11 protein-coding genes are annotated in these 15,567 nt (G+C 69.7%); 4 read left to right on the top strand and 7 right to left on the bottom strand.

What is annotated here, in order from left to right; translation table 11 throughout:
- Positions 1-4 precede the first annotated feature (4 nt).
- From H9L17_RS11070 to coxB, 3 genes are read right to left on the bottom strand one after another with little or no spacing between them, the layout of a single operon-like run.
- On the bottom strand, positions 5-142 hold the full coding sequence (locus H9L17_RS11070) for a hypothetical protein (RefSeq protein WP_187569502.1): 138 nt from the start codon (positions 140-142) through the stop codon (positions 5-7).
- Between the two features lie 30 nt (positions 143-172).
- Positions 173-1,795, bottom strand: a complete 1,623-nt coding sequence (gene ctaD / locus H9L17_RS11065; RefSeq protein WP_187569501.1) for a cytochrome c oxidase subunit I — start codon at positions 1,793-1,795, stop codon at positions 173-175.
- A gap of 31 nt (positions 1,796-1,826) precedes the next feature.
- The gene (gene coxB / locus H9L17_RS11060) at positions 1,827-2,795 is read right to left on the bottom strand and encodes a cytochrome c oxidase subunit II (protein ID WP_187569500.1); all 969 of its coding nucleotides are present in this window, start codon (positions 2,793-2,795) and stop codon (positions 1,827-1,829) included.
- 279 nt (positions 2,796-3,074) lie between these two features.
- On the opposite strand from coxB, the gene putA reads away from it, so the two are divergent.
- Positions 3,075-6,290: a bifunctional proline dehydrogenase/L-glutamate gamma-semialdehyde dehydrogenase PutA gene (putA, locus tag H9L17_RS11055; protein WP_187569499.1), complete on the top strand. Its 3,216-nt coding sequence runs from the start codon at positions 3,075-3,077 to the stop codon at positions 6,288-6,290.
- 144 nt (positions 6,291-6,434) lie between these two features.
- On the opposite strand, the gene H9L17_RS11050 is transcribed toward putA, so the two are convergent.
- Entirely contained in the window at positions 6,435-7,889 is a 1,455-nt protein-coding gene (locus H9L17_RS11050; RefSeq protein ID WP_187569498.1) for an outer membrane protein transport protein, read from the bottom strand.
- Between the two features lie 180 nt (positions 7,890-8,069).
- Here H9L17_RS11050 and H9L17_RS11045 point away from each other — a divergent pair, with 180 nt between their 5' ends.
- Entirely contained in the window at positions 8,070-8,762 is a 693-nt protein-coding gene (locus H9L17_RS11045) for a rhomboid family intramembrane serine protease (RefSeq protein ID WP_187569497.1), read from the top strand.
- On the opposite strand, the gene H9L17_RS11040 is transcribed toward H9L17_RS11045, so the two are convergent.
- The 3 genes from H9L17_RS11040 to gpmI form a co-directional block, all read right to left on the bottom strand.
- Positions 8,756-10,102: a S41 family peptidase gene (locus tag H9L17_RS11040; protein WP_187569496.1), complete on the bottom strand. Its 1,347-nt coding sequence runs from the start codon at positions 10,100-10,102 to the stop codon at positions 8,756-8,758. The genes H9L17_RS11045 and H9L17_RS11040 overlap by 7 nt on opposite strands.
- A 110-nt stretch (positions 10,103-10,212) precedes the next feature.
- Complete coding sequence (locus tag H9L17_RS11035; RefSeq protein ID WP_187569495.1) at positions 10,213-11,421, bottom strand: murein hydrolase activator EnvC family protein; 1,209 nt, start codon at positions 11,419-11,421, stop codon at positions 10,213-10,215.
- Positions 11,421-12,962 carry a 2,3-bisphosphoglycerate-independent phosphoglycerate mutase gene (gene gpmI / locus H9L17_RS11030; RefSeq protein ID WP_246455078.1) on the bottom strand — a complete coding sequence of 514 codons (1,542 nt, stop codon included), beginning with the start codon at positions 12,960-12,962 and terminating at the stop codon, positions 11,421-11,423. The genes H9L17_RS11035 and gpmI overlap by 1 nt, the downstream gene beginning before the upstream one ends.
- A gap of 104 nt (positions 12,963-13,066) precedes the next feature.
- Between gpmI and H9L17_RS11025 the strand changes: the two genes are divergently transcribed.
- Positions 13,067-13,744 carry a DUF4097 family beta strand repeat-containing protein gene (locus H9L17_RS11025; RefSeq protein WP_246455077.1) on the top strand — a complete coding sequence of 226 codons (678 nt, stop codon included), beginning with the start codon at positions 13,067-13,069 and terminating at the stop codon, positions 13,742-13,744.
- Between the two features lie 81 nt (positions 13,745-13,825).
- Complete coding sequence (locus tag H9L17_RS11020; RefSeq protein WP_187569494.1) at positions 13,826-15,559, top strand: M28 family metallopeptidase; 1,734 nt, start codon at positions 13,826-13,828, stop codon at positions 15,557-15,559.
- Positions 15,560-15,567 lie beyond the last annotated feature (8 nt).

Genomic DNA, 15,567 nt, shown 5'->3' with positions numbered 1-15,567 from the left:
GCGCTCACCGCCCCAGCACTCCGGTGAGCAGGAAGCCCGCGTACACCGCCACCGCGATCGCGGCGAACAGCCACGCCGTCCGGCGCGCGCGCTTGCGGCGCGCTTCGACGGCGGGATCGACGGGGGCGTGGCTGGAAGTCATCGCTGCGCGGGGTTCAGTGGAGACGCCGGCTCAGTGGCTGACGTCGCCGTGGGCGAGGTCGCCGTCCTTGATGACCGGCGGCTTCTCGAAGGTGTGGTGCGGGGCCGGCGACGGCACCGTCCACTCCAGGCCCTTGGCGCCTTCCCAGGCGCGGGCATCGGCCTTGGCGCCGTGCTTCTTGGAATGCCACAGCACGAAGGCCATGAAGAACGGGGTGACGAACATGCCGAACGCGCCGATCGAGCTGATCAGGTTCCAGTCCGCGAACACCACGTTGTAGTCCGGGATGCGGCGCGGCATGCCGGCCAGGCCCAGGAAGTGCTGCGGGAAGAACAGCAGGTTGACGAAGACGATGGTCCACCAGAAATGGATCTTGCCCATCGTCTCGCTGTACATGCGGCCGGTCCACTTCGGCCACCAGTAGTAGATCGCGGCGATGATCGCGAACAGCGCGCCGGTCACCAGCACGTAGTGGAAATGCGCCACCACGAAGTAGGTGTCGTGGTACTGGAAGTCGGCCGGGACGATGGCCAGCATCAGGCCGGAGAAGCCGCCGATGGTGAACAGCACCACGAAGGCGATGGCCCACAGCATCGGCGTCTCGAAGGTCAGCGAGCCGCGCCACATGGTCGTCACCCAGTTGAAGACCTTCACCCCGGTCGGGATGGAGATCAGCATGGTGGCGAACATGAAGTAGACCTCGCCGCCCAGCGGCATGCCCACCACGAACATGTGGTGCGCCCACACGATGAACGACAGGAAGGCGATCGCGGCGGTCGCGTAGACCATCGCCTGGTAGCCGAACAGCGGCTTGCGGCTGAAGGTCGGGATGATCTCCGACACGATGCCGAACGCCGGCAGGATCATGATGTAGACCTCGGGATGCCCGAAGAACCAGAAGATGTGCTGGTACATCACCGGGTCGCCGCCGCCGGCGGCGTTGAAGAAGCTGGTGGCGAAGAAGCGGTCGGTCAGCAGCATGGTCACCGCGCCCGCCAGCACCGGCATCACCGCGATCAGCAGGAACGCGGTGATCAGCCAGGTCCAGCAGAAGATCGGCATCTTCAGCAGGTCGATGCCCGGCGCGCGCATGTTCAGCACGGTGGCGATGATGTTGATCGCGCCCATGATCGAGCTGATGCCCATCATGTGGATGGCGAAGATCGCGAACGCCAGGTTGCTGCCGCCCTGCAGCGACAGCGGCGGGTACATCGTCCAGCCGCCGGCCGGCGCGCCGCCCGGCAGGAAGAAGGTCAGCAGCAGCAGGGTGAACGCGAACGGCATGATCCAGAAGGACCAGTTGTTCATGCGCGGCAGCGCCATGTCCGGCGCGCCGATCTGCAGCGGGATCATCCAGTTCGCCAGGCCCACGAAGGCCGGCATGATCGCGCCGAAGATCATCACCAGCGCGTGCATGGAGGTGAGCTGGTTGAAGAACTCCGGCTTCACGAACTGCAGGCCCGGGGTGGCCAGCTCGGCGCGGATGCCGACCGACAGCGCCGCGCCCACGATCGCCATCAGGAAGCTGAACACGAGGTACAGCGTGCCGATGTCCTTGTGGTTCGTGGAGAAGAACCAGCGCTCGATGAAGCCCTGCTTGTGATGGCCGTGGGCGTCGTGGTGGCCGACGGCGTCGTGATGCGTGGCGGACATGAGGTAAACCTTCTGGAATGCGATGCGTGGATCAGCCGGCAGCCGCAGCGGTGGCTGCGGGCTGGGCGGTCTGCGTGGCGGCGGCGGCCGGCGCGGCCTCCGCGGCGGGCGTTTCGGCAGCGGGCTGTTCCGCGGCCGGCGCCGGCGCGGCGGGCGCGGCCGGGGCGTGCTTCGCCTTCTCGGCGGCCAGCCATTCGGCGAACTCGGCCTTGCTCACCGCCTTGACCACGATCGGCATGAAGCCGTGGTCCTTGCCGCACAGCTCGGCGCACTGGCCGCGGTAGAGGCCGGGTTTCTCGATCTGCGCCCAGGCCTCGTTGACGATGCCCGGCACGGCGTCCTGCTTCCAGCCCAGCGCCGGCACCCACCAGGAGTGGATCACGTCGTCGGCGGTCAGCACGAAGCGGACCTTGGTGTCCACCGGCAGCACCAGCACGTTGTCCACGTTGAGCAGGTAGTGCGGATCGTCGGCCTCGGTCACGACCCTGCCGCTCTGGCGCAGCTCGTCGTCCTTGCGGGCCAGGCGGCTGGTGAAGGACACGTCCTCGCCCAGGTATTCGTACTTCCACATCCACTGGTAGCCGGTGACCTTCACGGTCATCGCCGAGTCGCGCACGTCGTACATGCGCAGCAGGCCGCTGGTGGCCGGGAACGCCAGGCCGATCAGGATCAGCACCGGGATCGCCGTCCACATCGCTTCCAGCTTGGTGCTGTGGACGAAGCCGGTATCCGGCACCGCGCCCTTGGACTTGCGGAACTTGAACATCGCCACGGCCATTGCGCCGAACACCACGACGCCGATGATCACGCACACCCACAGCACGACCATGTGCGCGTCGTAGGCGGCCTGCGAGGTCGGGGTCACGCCCGGCGCCATGTTCAGCTGCCAGCGGTGCGGATCGGCGTGGCCCGCCGCGGCATCCTGCGCCTGCGCCGCCAGCGGCAGCGCCACGGCCATCGCGCCCGCCAGCGCCAATTGTTTGAAACGACTGGATGTCATCACACCGAGCCCCACATTCCTGAAAATATTCGATTCCGAACGAATCACCGGCAGCACGAAACGACGGGCCGCACGCGGCCCGAGGTGCCATGCCACACCCCGACTGGCCGCCTGAACCGCGACCCGTCTTGATCTGGATCAAGATCGCGCCATCGATCGCGCAGCGCCTTGATCAGAGTCAAAGATTACTGGCGCAACGGTGCCACGGCAACCTGCAGATGCCCGTTCCGTGCCGCCGATCTACACTATGCGCCTCTGCAAACCACCGCCTGCGGGCACATGAGCGCCGAATCCCCCCCCGTTCCGACCACCCCGATCCTGTCCCCGGAGCTCGCTCCGCCCCCGCCCGCCCCGCGCGCCGCGATCACCGCCGGCTGGATCCACGATGAAACCGCCCACGTCCGCGACCTGCTGAACCAGGCCCGGCTGCCGGCGGCCGAGCGCGACGCCGCGCAGGCAGTCGCCGCCGACCTGGTCCGCCGGGTGCGCGCACGCGCCCGCAACCAGGGCGTGGTGGAAGCCTTCATGCGCCAGTACGACCTCGGCAGCGAGGAAGGCGTGCTGCTGATGTGCGTGGCCGAAGCGCTGCTGCGCATCCCGGACCAGGGCACCGCCGACGCGCTGATCCGCGACAAGCTGGGCGACGCCAACTGGAAGCGCCACCTCGGCCAGTCCGATTCGGTGCTGGTCAACGCCTCCACCTGGGGCCTGATGCTGACCGGCAAGCTGGTCGACCTGGCCGACGACACCAAGCGCGACGTCCACGGCGCGTTCCAGCGCCTGGTCGGCCGCGCCGGCGAACCGATGATCCGCCTCGCCGTGCGCCAGGCGATGAAGATCATGGGCCACCAGTTCGTGCTGGGCCGAACCATCGACGAGGCGCTGGCGCGCAGCCGCAAGGGCGAAGGCGCGAACTACCGCTACTCCTTCGACATGCTGGGCGAAGGCGCGCTGACGACGAAGGACGCGCTGCGCTACCAGGACGCCTACCGCAGCGCGATCCACGCGATCGGCCGCGACTACGCGCCGCACCGCCGCGACGAGCCCGACGCGGTGTTCTCCGCACCGTCGATCTCGGTGAAGCTGTCCGCCTTGCATCCGCGCTATGAGCACGCCAAGCGCGCCCGCGTGCTGGACGAGCTCGGCGGCCGCCTGCTGGAACTGGCGCAGCTGGCCAAGTCCCACGGCATCGGCCTGACCATCGACGCCGAGGAGACCGACCGCCTCGAACTCTCGCTGGACCTGATCTTCCAGGTGCTGGCGGACGAATCGCTGCGCGGCTGGAACGGCTTCGGCATCGTCGTGCAGGCCTACCAGAAGCGTGCGCCGTTCGTGATCGACTACATCGCGCACATGGCGAAGCAGCTGGGCCGGCGCATCCCCGTGCGGCTGGTCAAGGGCGCGTACTGGGACGCCGAGATCAAGCGCGCGCAGATGGACGGCCAGGCCGGCTATCCGCTGTTCACCCGCAAGCAGAACACCGACGTCAGCTACATCGCCAACGCGCGCCGCCTGCTCGACGCCGGCGATGCGATCTACCCGATGTTCGCCACCCACAACGCGCAGACCATCGCCACCGTGCACCGGATGGCGCGGGCGATGCGCGGCCGCCGCGACTTCGAGTTCCAGAAGCTGCACGGCATGGGCGACGACCTCTACGCCGAGGTGATCCCCGCCGACCGCCTCGACGTGCCCTGCCGCGTGTACGCGCCGGTGGGCTCGCACGAAGACCTGCTGCCGTATCTCGTGCGCCGCCTGCTGGAGAACGGCGCCAACTCCAGCTTCGTCAATCGCATCACCGACGAAAGCATTCCGGTCGAAGAGTTGATCCGCGATCCGGTGGAATTCGTGTCCTCGCTCGAACACATCCAGCATCCCCGCATCCCGCTGCCGGTCAACCTGTACCGCAGCCAGAACCAGCATCGAGACAACTCCATGGGCATCAACCTCGCCAACGACAACGACCTGCGCGCACTGGCCGAGTCCCTGAACAACGCCGGCGCCGGCAGCTGGACCGCCGCGCCGCTGGTGCCGGGCGCGCAGGCGTCCGGCGAAAAGATCGCGGTCACCAACCCGGCCGACCGCCGCGAAACCGTCGGCTACTGGCAGGCCGCCGATGCCGCCGCCGTCGAGAAGGCGCTGGCGAACGCGGTGGCCGCGCAACCCGCGTGGGACGCGACCCCGGCCGCCTCGCGCGCGGCGATCCTGGAGCACGCCGCCGGCCTGCTGGAAGCGCGCATGCCCGCCTACATGGCGATGTGCACCAAGGAAGCCGGCAAGACGCTGGCGGACGGCATCGCCGAAGTGCGCGAAGCGGTCGATTTCCTGCGCTACTACGCCCTGCAGGCGCGCGAACACTTCGCGCCGATCGCCCTGCCCGGCCCGACCGGCGAAGCCAACCAGCTGCAGCTTGCCGGGCGCGGCGTGTTCGTCTGCATCAGCCCGTGGAACTTCCCGCTGGCGATCTTCATCGGCCAGATCGCGGCGGCGCTGGCCGCCGGCAACACCGTGATCGCCAAGCCAGCCGAGCAGACCAACCTCATCGGGTTTGCCGCGGTGAAGCTGCTGCACGAAGCCGGCATCCCGCAGGACGTGCTGCAGTACCTGCCGGGCGACGGCGCCACCGTCGGCGCCGCGCTGACCCGCGACCCGCGCGTGGCCGGCGTCTGCTTCACCGGCTCCACCGAGACCGCGCGCCTGATCAACCGCGCGCTCGCCGGCCGCGAAGCCGGCCCGATCGCGACGCTGATCGCCGAAACCGGCGGCCAGAACGCGATGATCGCCGACAGCTCCTCGCTGCCCGAGCAGGTGGTGAAGGACGCGCTGGGCTCGGCCTTCACCTCCGCCGGCCAGCGCTGCTCGGCGGCGCGCGTGCTGCTGGTGCAGGACGACATCGCCGACAAGGTGATCGGCATGCTGGCCGGCGCGATGGCGGAGCTGAAGGTCGGCGATCCCGGCCTGCCGTCCACCGACGTCGGCCCGGTGATCGACAACGACGCGAAGTGCGTGCTGGACGACCACGCCGCGAAGATGAAGGGCGAAGCGAAGTTCATCGCCCAGGCCACGCTGGGCGAAGGCACCGAACACGGCACCTTCTTCGCGCCGACCGCGTGGGAGCTGAAGTCGATCTCCGAGCTGGACCGCGAGAAGTTCGGCCCGGCGCTGCACGTGGTGCGCTGGAAGGCCGACGAGCTGGACGCGGTGATCGACACCATCAACGCCACCGGCTACGGCCTGACGCTGGGCATCCATTCGCGCATCGACGCCACCATCGACCGCATCGTCTCGCGCGCCAAGGTCGGCAACATCTACGTCAACCGCAACCAGATCGGTGCGGTGGTCGGCGTGCAGCCGTTCGGCGGCCAAGGCCTGTCCGGCACCGGCCCGAAGGCCGGCGGCCCGCACTACCTGCCGCGCTTCGCCACCGAGAAGACGGTGACCGTCAACACCACCGCCGCCGGCGGCAATGCCAGCCTGCTGACGCTGGGCGACTGATTCCGTCGCCCCGCACGGCATGCAATGGAGAACCCCGCCGCGGCGGGGTTTTTCATGCGCGCGATGCGGGCGTATCGGGCGACGCTGGCGCAAAAAAGAAGCCCCGCTTGCGCGGGGCTTCCGGTCTTGCGATGACGCGAACGATCAGAACTTGTAGTTGACCGACGCGCCCAGCACGTCGCCCTGCACCTTGTACTTGCCGCTCAGCACGTTGCCGGTGGCGGTGACGGCGTTGACCGACGGATCGTTGGTGAGCAGGTGGGTGTAGCCGACGTTGACCTCGGTCTTCTCCGACGGCGTCCAGCCCAGGCCGAACGACAGCCAGGTGCGGGTGGTGTCCGGCACGCGGACGTCGCGGTGCGCGTCGTTGGTCGGGGTCTGGTCGTAGCCCACGCCGCCGCGCAGGGTGAGGCTGTCGGACAGCTTGTACTCGGTGCCGATCGACGCGAAGGTGGTGTCGTCGTAGCCGAACACCAGCACGTTGTCCGGCTGGTTGGAGTCGAAGTCCACCGTCACCTGGTCGAACGACGGCGCCCACGCGGTGCGCGACACGTCGGCCATCATCGTCCAGCGGTCGTTGACGCGGTGGGTGACGCTCAGGGTGGCCGAGGCCGGCAGGGTCAGCGTGGCCTTGCCGCCCGAGTTCACGAACGTGCCGGGCGCCTGCGTGGCCAGGAAGGCCGCGACGTTGGCCGGCATGTCGAAGGTGGCCTTGCCGTTGCTGATGTCGTGCTCGACCTTGGAGCGGTAGCTCAGCGCGATGTTGGTGTCTTCGGTCACGCTGAAGGTCGCGCCCAGCACGTAGCCCCAGCCGTTGTGGCTGCCTTCCAGGCTGGCGAAGCCGTCGGCGCTGCCCGGGGAGAAGCCCAGCATCGCCATCTGCTGCGCGGCAGCGGCGGCGGCGGCCTTCGCCTGCGCCGGGGTGCCGCCGCCCTGCAACACCGCCGCGGCGGCCTTCTGCTGCGCGGAACCGTTGATCACCGCGCCCATGTCCACCGCGTTGCTCAGCTCGATGGTCAGGTGCTCGTAGAACACGCTGGCGCCGAACGAGACGTAGGGATTGACGTCATAGGAGAACGCCGCGCCCAGGTCGACCGCCTTCAGGTCGGTCTTGACGCCGTGGTAGCGGCCTACCCAGTCCTTGTCGTATTCGGTCTTGAAGCCGAACGGCGCGGTCAGCGACACGCCGAAGTGCATGTTGTCGTTCTCGCCGAACGGCAGATGGAAGTACGCGGCCGGAACCGGCGCGATCATGCCGGCGTCGCCGCCGTTGCCGCCCGAAATCGCGGTGCCCGTGCCGGGGCCGGTGGGGCCGTTGTTGCGCGCGCTGTAGCCGTTCTCCAGCTTGGCCGAGAAGCTGATCGCGCTCACGTCGGCCTGGAACTGGCGGCCGTTGAGCAGGCGCATCGAAGCGGGGTTGGTGGCGACCACCGAGGCGTCGCCCCAGGCGCTGGTGGAACCGGCGAACGCGCGGCCGAGGCCCTTGGCGCTGTTCTCCTTGAGCTGGAACGCGGCGGCATCGGCATGACCCCAGGCGAGGACGCCTGCAATGCCGACGGCCAAAGCGGTGAGACGTGCGAACGTGGAAGCGGTATGCATGGCGGAAACTCTCTCCAAAGGATTTGTGGTCGTTGCACGCGTCTGCGCCGGAGGGGGAACCGCCAGATCCCTGGCTGCCGCCAGAGGATCAAAAGCCGACATACGACGCCGTATGTGACTATACCGCAACTCTTTTAACTGTCCTATAACATTCACCCGTCAAGCTGCTGAAACTTCCCCATGTTCGTCGGCATCCGCCCGCGCCAGCACCGGCTCATCCTGTGGGCCACCCCGCTGCTGTTCGCCAGCCTGTGGCTGAGCTACGTGGTGGCGACGCTGCGGGCGCCGGCCGGACGCGCCGCCACCGCGCTGGACTGGGGCGTGCTGACCGGCGGGCTGGACAGCGTCGAGGCCTGGCGGAACGCGCTGGCCGACGGCAGTGTGCTGCGGCTGTTCTCGGGCCTGTTCCTGCACGCGGACTGGCTGCACCTGCTCGGCAACTTGGTGTTCCTGCTGATCTTCGGGCTGCCGGCCGAACGCACCATGGGCGGCTGGCGCTTCCTGCTGCTGTTCCTGCTGGGCGGAGCGTTCTCCAACCTCGCCGCCGTGCTCGCCATCGGCGCGCCGGACCGGGTGGTGATCGGCGCCAGCGGCGCGGTATCTGCGCTGATCGGCGCCTACCTCGCGCTGTTCCCCGGCGCGCGCCTCGGCGTGGTGCTGCCGCTGGGGCTGTTCCTGCAGTTCGTGCGGGTGCCGGCGTTCCTGCTGATCGGCATGTGGGCGCTGCTGCAGCTGGGCTTCGCGTACAGCGGCCCCGCCTTCGGCGCGGTGGCCTGGCCGGCGCACATCGGCGGGTTCGTGTTCGGCGTGCTGTTCGCGCTGATCACCCGCGCGGCGATCGCGCGGCGCCTGCGACGCAGCCGCGGCTACTGAGCTTTCGCCGCCGCCGGCTTCGGCGCGTCCACCGCCACGCCCGCCATCTTCTTCAACTCCAGCAGCGCGGCATCGATGGGCTTGCGGCCGGGCAGCACCTCGCCGGCGTTGTCGCCTTCCATCGCGCCCGGCTCGGCGGCCAGGTGGCCTGGCAGCTCCGCCTCGCTGATCGGCGCGGGGCGGCGCTGCGCGCCGTCCGGATGCAGCACCACGTCGGGCTCGATGCCCAGCGCCTGGATCGAATGCCCGCTGGGCGTGTAGTAGCGCGCAGTGGTGAGCTTGATCGAATCGCCGTTGTCGAGCGGCAGCAGGGTCTGCACCGAGCCCTTGCCGAAGGTGCGGCTGCCGACCACGCGCGCGCGCTTGTTGTCGTGCAGCGCGCCGGCCAGCACTTCTGCGGCGCTGGCCGAACCGGCATCCACCAGCGCCACCACCGGCGCGCCGTGCAGGCGGTCGCCCGGGGTGGCGTCGAAGCGGCTGTTGCCGATCGATTCGCGGCCGCGGGTGCTGACGATGCCGCCCTTGTCCAGCAGCTCGTCGGCGATCTGCACCGCGCCCACCAGCAGCCCGCCCGGATTGCTGCGCAGGTCCAGCACCAGCCCGCGCAGCGGCGCGTCCTTCTGCAAGGCATCGACCTGCTTGGCGAAATCGGCGGCGGTCGAAGCCTGGAAGCTGGAGATGCGGACGTAACCGAAGCCCGGCTCCAGCAGCTTCGAGCGCACGCTGGTGGCGCGGATCGTGTCGCGCACCAGGGTCAGGTCGAACGGTTCGCCGGCTTCGCCGCGCACCACTTTCACCACCACCTTGCTGCCGGCCTTGCCGCGCAGCGGCGCGGAGGAATCGCTCTGGCCGGCGCGCAGCAGCTTGCCGTCGATGGCGATGATGCGGTCGCCGCTGCGCAGGCCGGCACGCTCGGCCGGGCTATCGTCGAGCGGCGCGACCACCCGCAGCGTCCCGTCCGGCATCTGCTGCAGTTCGACGCCGACGCCGTCGTAGCTGCCGCGCGTCTGCTCGTCGAACTGCTCGGCGTCGGCCTTCTCCATGTAGGCACTGTGCGGATCGAGGTCGAACAGTAGGCCGCGCACGGCGGCGCTCATCAGCTTGTGGTCGTCGACCGGATCGACGTAGGCCTGCCGGATCGCGTTGAAGACGGTGACGTAGCGGCGGATCTCCTCCAGCGGCACCTTGGCCGCGCCGGCGTCCAGCGCGTCCGGATCGTCGTCGGCGGCCGGGGCCGCATCCTGCGCGGCTTCGTCGGCCTGCGCCGGGGCGTCCTGCGCGGCCGCGGCCAGCGGAAACAGGGCCAGCGCGATGAAGAGGGAGAGAAGCCTGACCCGCATGCGTTGCTCCGGCTGCCATGTATGGAGGTGGATGTCGCGTGTTCGACCGGCGCCGTCGCGCCGGGTTCCGCCATCATGCCTGCGAATCGCAACGGCATGGCGGCCCGGCTTCATTGCCGAGTCAGCCAGCCCGAGGGATTCACCGGCGCGCCGTTGCGGCGCAGTTCGAAATACAGCGCCGGCGTCTCCTGCCCGCCCGAACTGCCGACGGTGGCCAGCGCCTCGCCGCGCCGGACCGCGTCGCCGGCCGAACGCAGCAGGCCGTCGTTGTGCGCGTACAGGCTCATGTAACCGTTGCCGTGATCGACGATCAGGATGTTGCCGTAGCCGGTCATCCAGTCGGCGAACACCACCGTGCCGTCGGCGACCGCCTTCACCGACGTGCCCGCCTGCGCGGCGATCAGCACGCCGTCGCTGCGCCGCCCGTCCGGCAGGCGTCCGCCGAATCCGGCCAGCAGGTTGCCCGACACCGGCCAGCTCAACCCGCCCACGCGCAGGGCCGGCGTGCTGGCGACCGTCACCCGTTTCGGCGCGGGCTTGCCGCTGGCCTTGGCCTGGCGCTCGGCTTCCGCGCGGGCGCGGGCTGCTTCGCGCGCGGCCTTCGCCGCCGCCGCGCGCAGCTGCGCCAGCAGGTTCTGCAAGGCTTTCGCGTCCTGCCCCAGCGCCTTCTCGCGTGCGGCGCGATCCTGGTATTGCTTGTCGAGATCGGCCAGCAGGCCGGCGCGCTGCTTGCGCGCCGCTTGCAGCTGCGCCAGCTGGTCGGCCTGCTTGCGGTGCGCCGCATCCAGCGCCGCGCGCCGCTGCGCGATCCCGTCCTCCAGCGCCTGCAACTGCGCGATCTCGGCGTTCAGGGCGCGGATGCGCTCGACCTGCGCGCGTTGCAGATAGCCTTGGTAGGCCAGCGCACGTTCGGCGTCGGCGACGCGATCCTGCGCCAGCAACGCCTTCAGCGGCGCGGCATCGCCCGCCTGCTGGGCGGCACGCAGCAACCGCGCCAGTTCGGCCTTGCGCGCGTCCAGGTCGCCCGCGTGCTGCGCGCGCTGCGCCTGCAGCTGCGCCAGTTGCTCGGCGTCGCGCTGGATCTGCGTCTGGGTCTGCTTCAGGGTGCGCTGGGTGCCGCCCACCTGCTCGTCGGCCTCGCGCAATTTGCGGCTGGCGTCGCCACGCTGGCCTTCCAGCTTGCGCCGCTGCGCGGCGACCTCGCGCAGTTCGCCGCGCACGCTTTGCAGACGCTTCTCGGCGTCCTTCGCGTCCTGCGCGCGCACGCCGCCGGCGATCGCCAGCAGCACGCACGCGAAGGCGGCAATCCGCGCGCGCATCAGGCCGGCAGCAGCAGGCTCTGCCCGCTCATCTCCGCGGGCTGCGGCAGGCCCAGCAGGTCGAGCAGGGTCGGCGCGACGTCGCGCAATGCGCCGCCGTCGCGCAGCGCGACATGGCGTTCGCCCACGTAGACCAGCGGCACCGGGCCGACGGTATGCGCGGTGTGCGGCTGGCCGGTGGCCGGATCGCGCATCATTTCCAGGTTGCCGTGGTCGGCGGTGATGATCAGCGCGCCGCCGACGCCGCGCACCGCGTCGGCCACCTTGCCGATCGCCACGTCCACCGCCTGCGCGGCCTGGATCGCGGCGTCGAGGATGCCGCTGTGGCCGACCATGTCCGGGTTGGCGATGTTGCAGACGATCGCGTCGAAACGCTGCGCGGCGATGGCGTCGACCAGCTTCGCGGTCAGCTCGGGGCAGCTCATCTCCGGCTGCAGGTCGTAGGTGGCGACCTGCGGGCTGGGGATCAGGATGCGCTGCTCGCCGTCGAACAGCGCCTCGCGCCCGCCGCTGAAGAAGAAGGTGACGTGCGCGTATTTCTCGGTTTCGGCGATGCGCAGCTGGCTGAGGCCGGCATCGGCCAGCACTTCGCCGAAGGTATGACGCAGGTCGTCCGGCCCAAACGCCAAAGGCGCCGGCAGCCTGGCGTCGTATTCGCTCAGGCAGACGAAGCGCGACAGCGCCGGGCGGCGCGCGACGAAGCCGTCGAACGCGGGATCGACGAACGCGGCGGTGAGCTGGCGGGCGCGGTCGGCGCGGAAGTTCATGAACACCACGGCGTCGCCGTCGCGGAGCGGCTTCGCACCGTCGAGCACGGTGGGCGCGACGAACTCGTCGTTCTCGCCGCGCGCATAGGCGGCCTGCAATGCCGCCAGCGCGTCGGCCGCGCGATGCCCGCTTTCGGCCTCGACGATGGCGTCCCACGCGCGGCGCACGCGGTCCCAGCGCTTGTCGCGGTCCATCGCGTAATAGCGCCCGCCGACCGTAGCGATATGCGCGTTGCCGAGCCTGTCGCACAGCGTCTGCAAGGCGCGCAGGCTGGGCTCGGCCGACTGCGGCGGCGTGTCGCGCCCGTCGAGGAAGGCGTGCACGGCGACCCGCGGCACGCCGGCGCGATGCGCCAGTTCGAGCATCGCGAAGATGTGGCGCTCATGGCTGTGCACGCCGCCGGGCGAGAGCAGGCCCATCACGTGCAGCGTGCCGCCGTCGGCGTTCACCGCGGCGCAGGCCGCGTTCAGTTCTGCGTTGGCGAAGAAGCTGCCGTCCTCGATCGCGGCATCGACGCGGGTGAGGTCCTGGTAGACGATGCGGCCGGCGCCGAGATTCATGTGGCCGACTTCGGAATTGCCCATCTGCCCGTCCGGCAGGCCGACGTGGCGGCCCTCGGTGTGGATCAGCGTGTGCGGGCAGGTGGCGAGCAGATGGCGCCAATGCGGGAGATCGGCCTGCGCCAGCGCGTTGTCCGCGGTTTCCTCGCGATGGCCCCAGCCATCCAGGATCAGCAGCACGACGGGTTTTGGGCGCGTTGGGCGGATGGACACGGGCGTTCCTGCGACACTGTGGGGAACCGGGATTGTAGCGGCGAGTAAACCCTGCGCCCGTTCGGCGCATCCCATGAACATCCCAACAAGGCCGGGAGGCCCGGATGAACCGTTTCCTGCTCTGCACCGTCCTGCTGGCCGCCAGCACCGCCGCCTTCGCCGTCCCGCAGGCGGCGCGCCACGACATCGACAAGGTCAACGGGGGCATCACCGCCGAAGCCGGCCAGGCCTACGGCGAACTCAGCACGGTCAACGGCGGCATCGAGCTGGGCCGCGGCGCCAGCGCCGAGGACGTGGAAACCGTGAACGGCGGCATCCGCGCCGAGGACGAAGTGAGCGCGCACGACGTCAGCACCGTGAACGGCGGCATCCGCTTCGGCCGCCAGGCGCGCATCGACGGCAACCTGGAAACGGTGAACGGCGGCATCTTCACCGACCACGGCTCGCAGGTGCGCGGCGACGTCAGCACCGTGAACGGCGGCATCGGCCTGGTCGGCACCAATGTCGAGGGGCGCATCGAAACCGTGAACGGCGACGTCACCGTGGGCGCGGGCTCGCGGGTCAAGGGCGGCATCCTGGTGGAGAAGCCGACCGGCAACTTCGGCTTCCGCCTCGGCAAGCAGAAGATCCCGCGCATCGTGATCGGCCCGAACGCCGTGGTCGAAGGCCCGATGGTGTTCGAGCGCGAGGTGAAGCTGTACGTGCATGCCAGCGCCCGCACCGGCACCATCACCGGCGCCACCGCGCAGCGTTACGACGGCGCCACGCCGCCGAAGGACTGAACGCCGGCACGGCGTCTTGAACGGGCGCCTCGACCGGACTCGCTTGATTAGAATCGCGGGAACTCCGAACGGAATCCCGCGATGCGCTTCGCCACGCTGTCCCTTGCCCTGCTGGCGCTGTGCGCCTGCACCCAGCGCGACGCCGGCCGGCAATCGGCCGGCGCTGCCGTGTCCGACGCCAGAAGCGCGGCCACGCCCGCCGGCGACCATGCGTTCCGCGACGCGATCGACGCCGGCGATTTCGTCGCCCACGTGCGGGAACTGTCCTCCGACGCGTTCGCCGGACGCGGGCCGGGCACGGGCGGCGAAGACCGCACCGTCGACTACATCAAGTCGCAGTTCGCCCGCATCGGCCTGCAGCCGGGCAACGGCGAGGACTGGTTCCAGACCGTGCCGATGGCGGAAACCACCGCCGACGCCTCGGCCACACTGCGCCTGAAGGCCGGCGGCGCCGAACAGGCGCTGAAATACGGCGACGACATGATCGTCTGGACGCGCGGCGGCCGGCCGCACGTCAGCCTCAAGGACAGCCCGCTGGTGTTCGTCGGCTACGGCGTGGACGCGCCGGAGCGCCGCTGGAACGACTACGACGGCGTCGACGTGAAGGGCAAGACGGTGGTGATGCTGGTCAACGATCCCGGCTTCCACGCCGGCGACGCGCGCCTGTTCGACGGCCCGCGCATGACCTACTACGGGCGCTGGACGTACAAGTTCGAGGAAGCCGCGCGCAAGGGCGCCGCCGCCGCGCTGATCGTGCACGACACCGCCGGCGCGTCCTACGGCTGGGACGTGGTGCGCAACTCCTGGTCGGGCCCGCAGTACGATCTGCCGGCCGAGGACGACCCCGCCCCGCGCCTGCCGGTGCAGGGCTGGATCACCGGCGAGGCCGCGGACGCGCTGTTCAAGGCGGCCGGGCAGGATTTCGCGAAGCTGCGCGCCGCCGCCAACCGGCCCGGCTTCAAGGCCGTGCCGCTGGACGCCGCCGCGTCGCTGGAACTGGACAGCGCCACCACGCTGAAGCGCTCGCGCAACGTGCTGGGCCTGCTGCCGGGCAGCGAGAAACCCGACGAAGCCATCCTCTACATGGCGCACTGGGACCACCTCGGCACCCACGAAGGCGAGGCCGGCGACGCCATCTACAACGGCGCGGTGGACAACGCCACCGGCGTGGCCGGCATCCTGGAAATCGCCGAAGCCTTCCGCAAGGCGGCGGTTCCGCCCAAGCGGTCGATCCTGTTCGTGGCGGTCACGCTCGAGGAATCCGGCCTGCTCGGCTCGAAATACTACGTCGCCCATCCCGTCGTGCCGCTGGACAGGACGGTCGCGGTCATCAACCTCGATGCGCTTTCGCCGGTCGGCAAGGCGCGCGACCTCACCGTGACCGGCAAGGGCAGCTCGCAGCTGGAAGACCTGCTGAAAACCGCGCTGGACGGACAACACCGGCGCATGGTCGCGGAATCCAACACCACCGCCGGCTATTACTTCCGCTCCGACCACTTCAATTTCGCCAAGGCGGGCGTGCCGGCGCTCTACATCGGCAGCGGCAGCGACCTGCTGGAAGGCGGAAAGGCGGCGGGCGAAGCGGCCGAACGAGACTACGGCGAGCACCGCTACCACAAGCCCGGCGACCAGTACGACGCTGCGACCTGGAAGGTGGATGGCATCGTGCAGGACCTGGAAGCGGTGTATTCGGTCGGCAAAGCGCTTGCAGATGGCGGGCAATGGCCGAACTGGTACGAAGGCAGTCCCTTCAAGGCGGCGCGCGACGCAATGCGGCCGGCCGCTCCGGCATCTCCAAGCGGGCCGGCCAAGTAGGTCGGATT

It is taken from the genome of Thermomonas brevis (assembly GCF_014395425.1).
Classification (GTDB): Bacteria; Pseudomonadota; Gammaproteobacteria; order Xanthomonadales; family Xanthomonadaceae; genus Thermomonas; species Thermomonas brevis.
The sequence above is the reverse complement of the archived record's forward strand: the minus strand, read 5'-3'. Positions and strand labels throughout refer to the sequence as shown.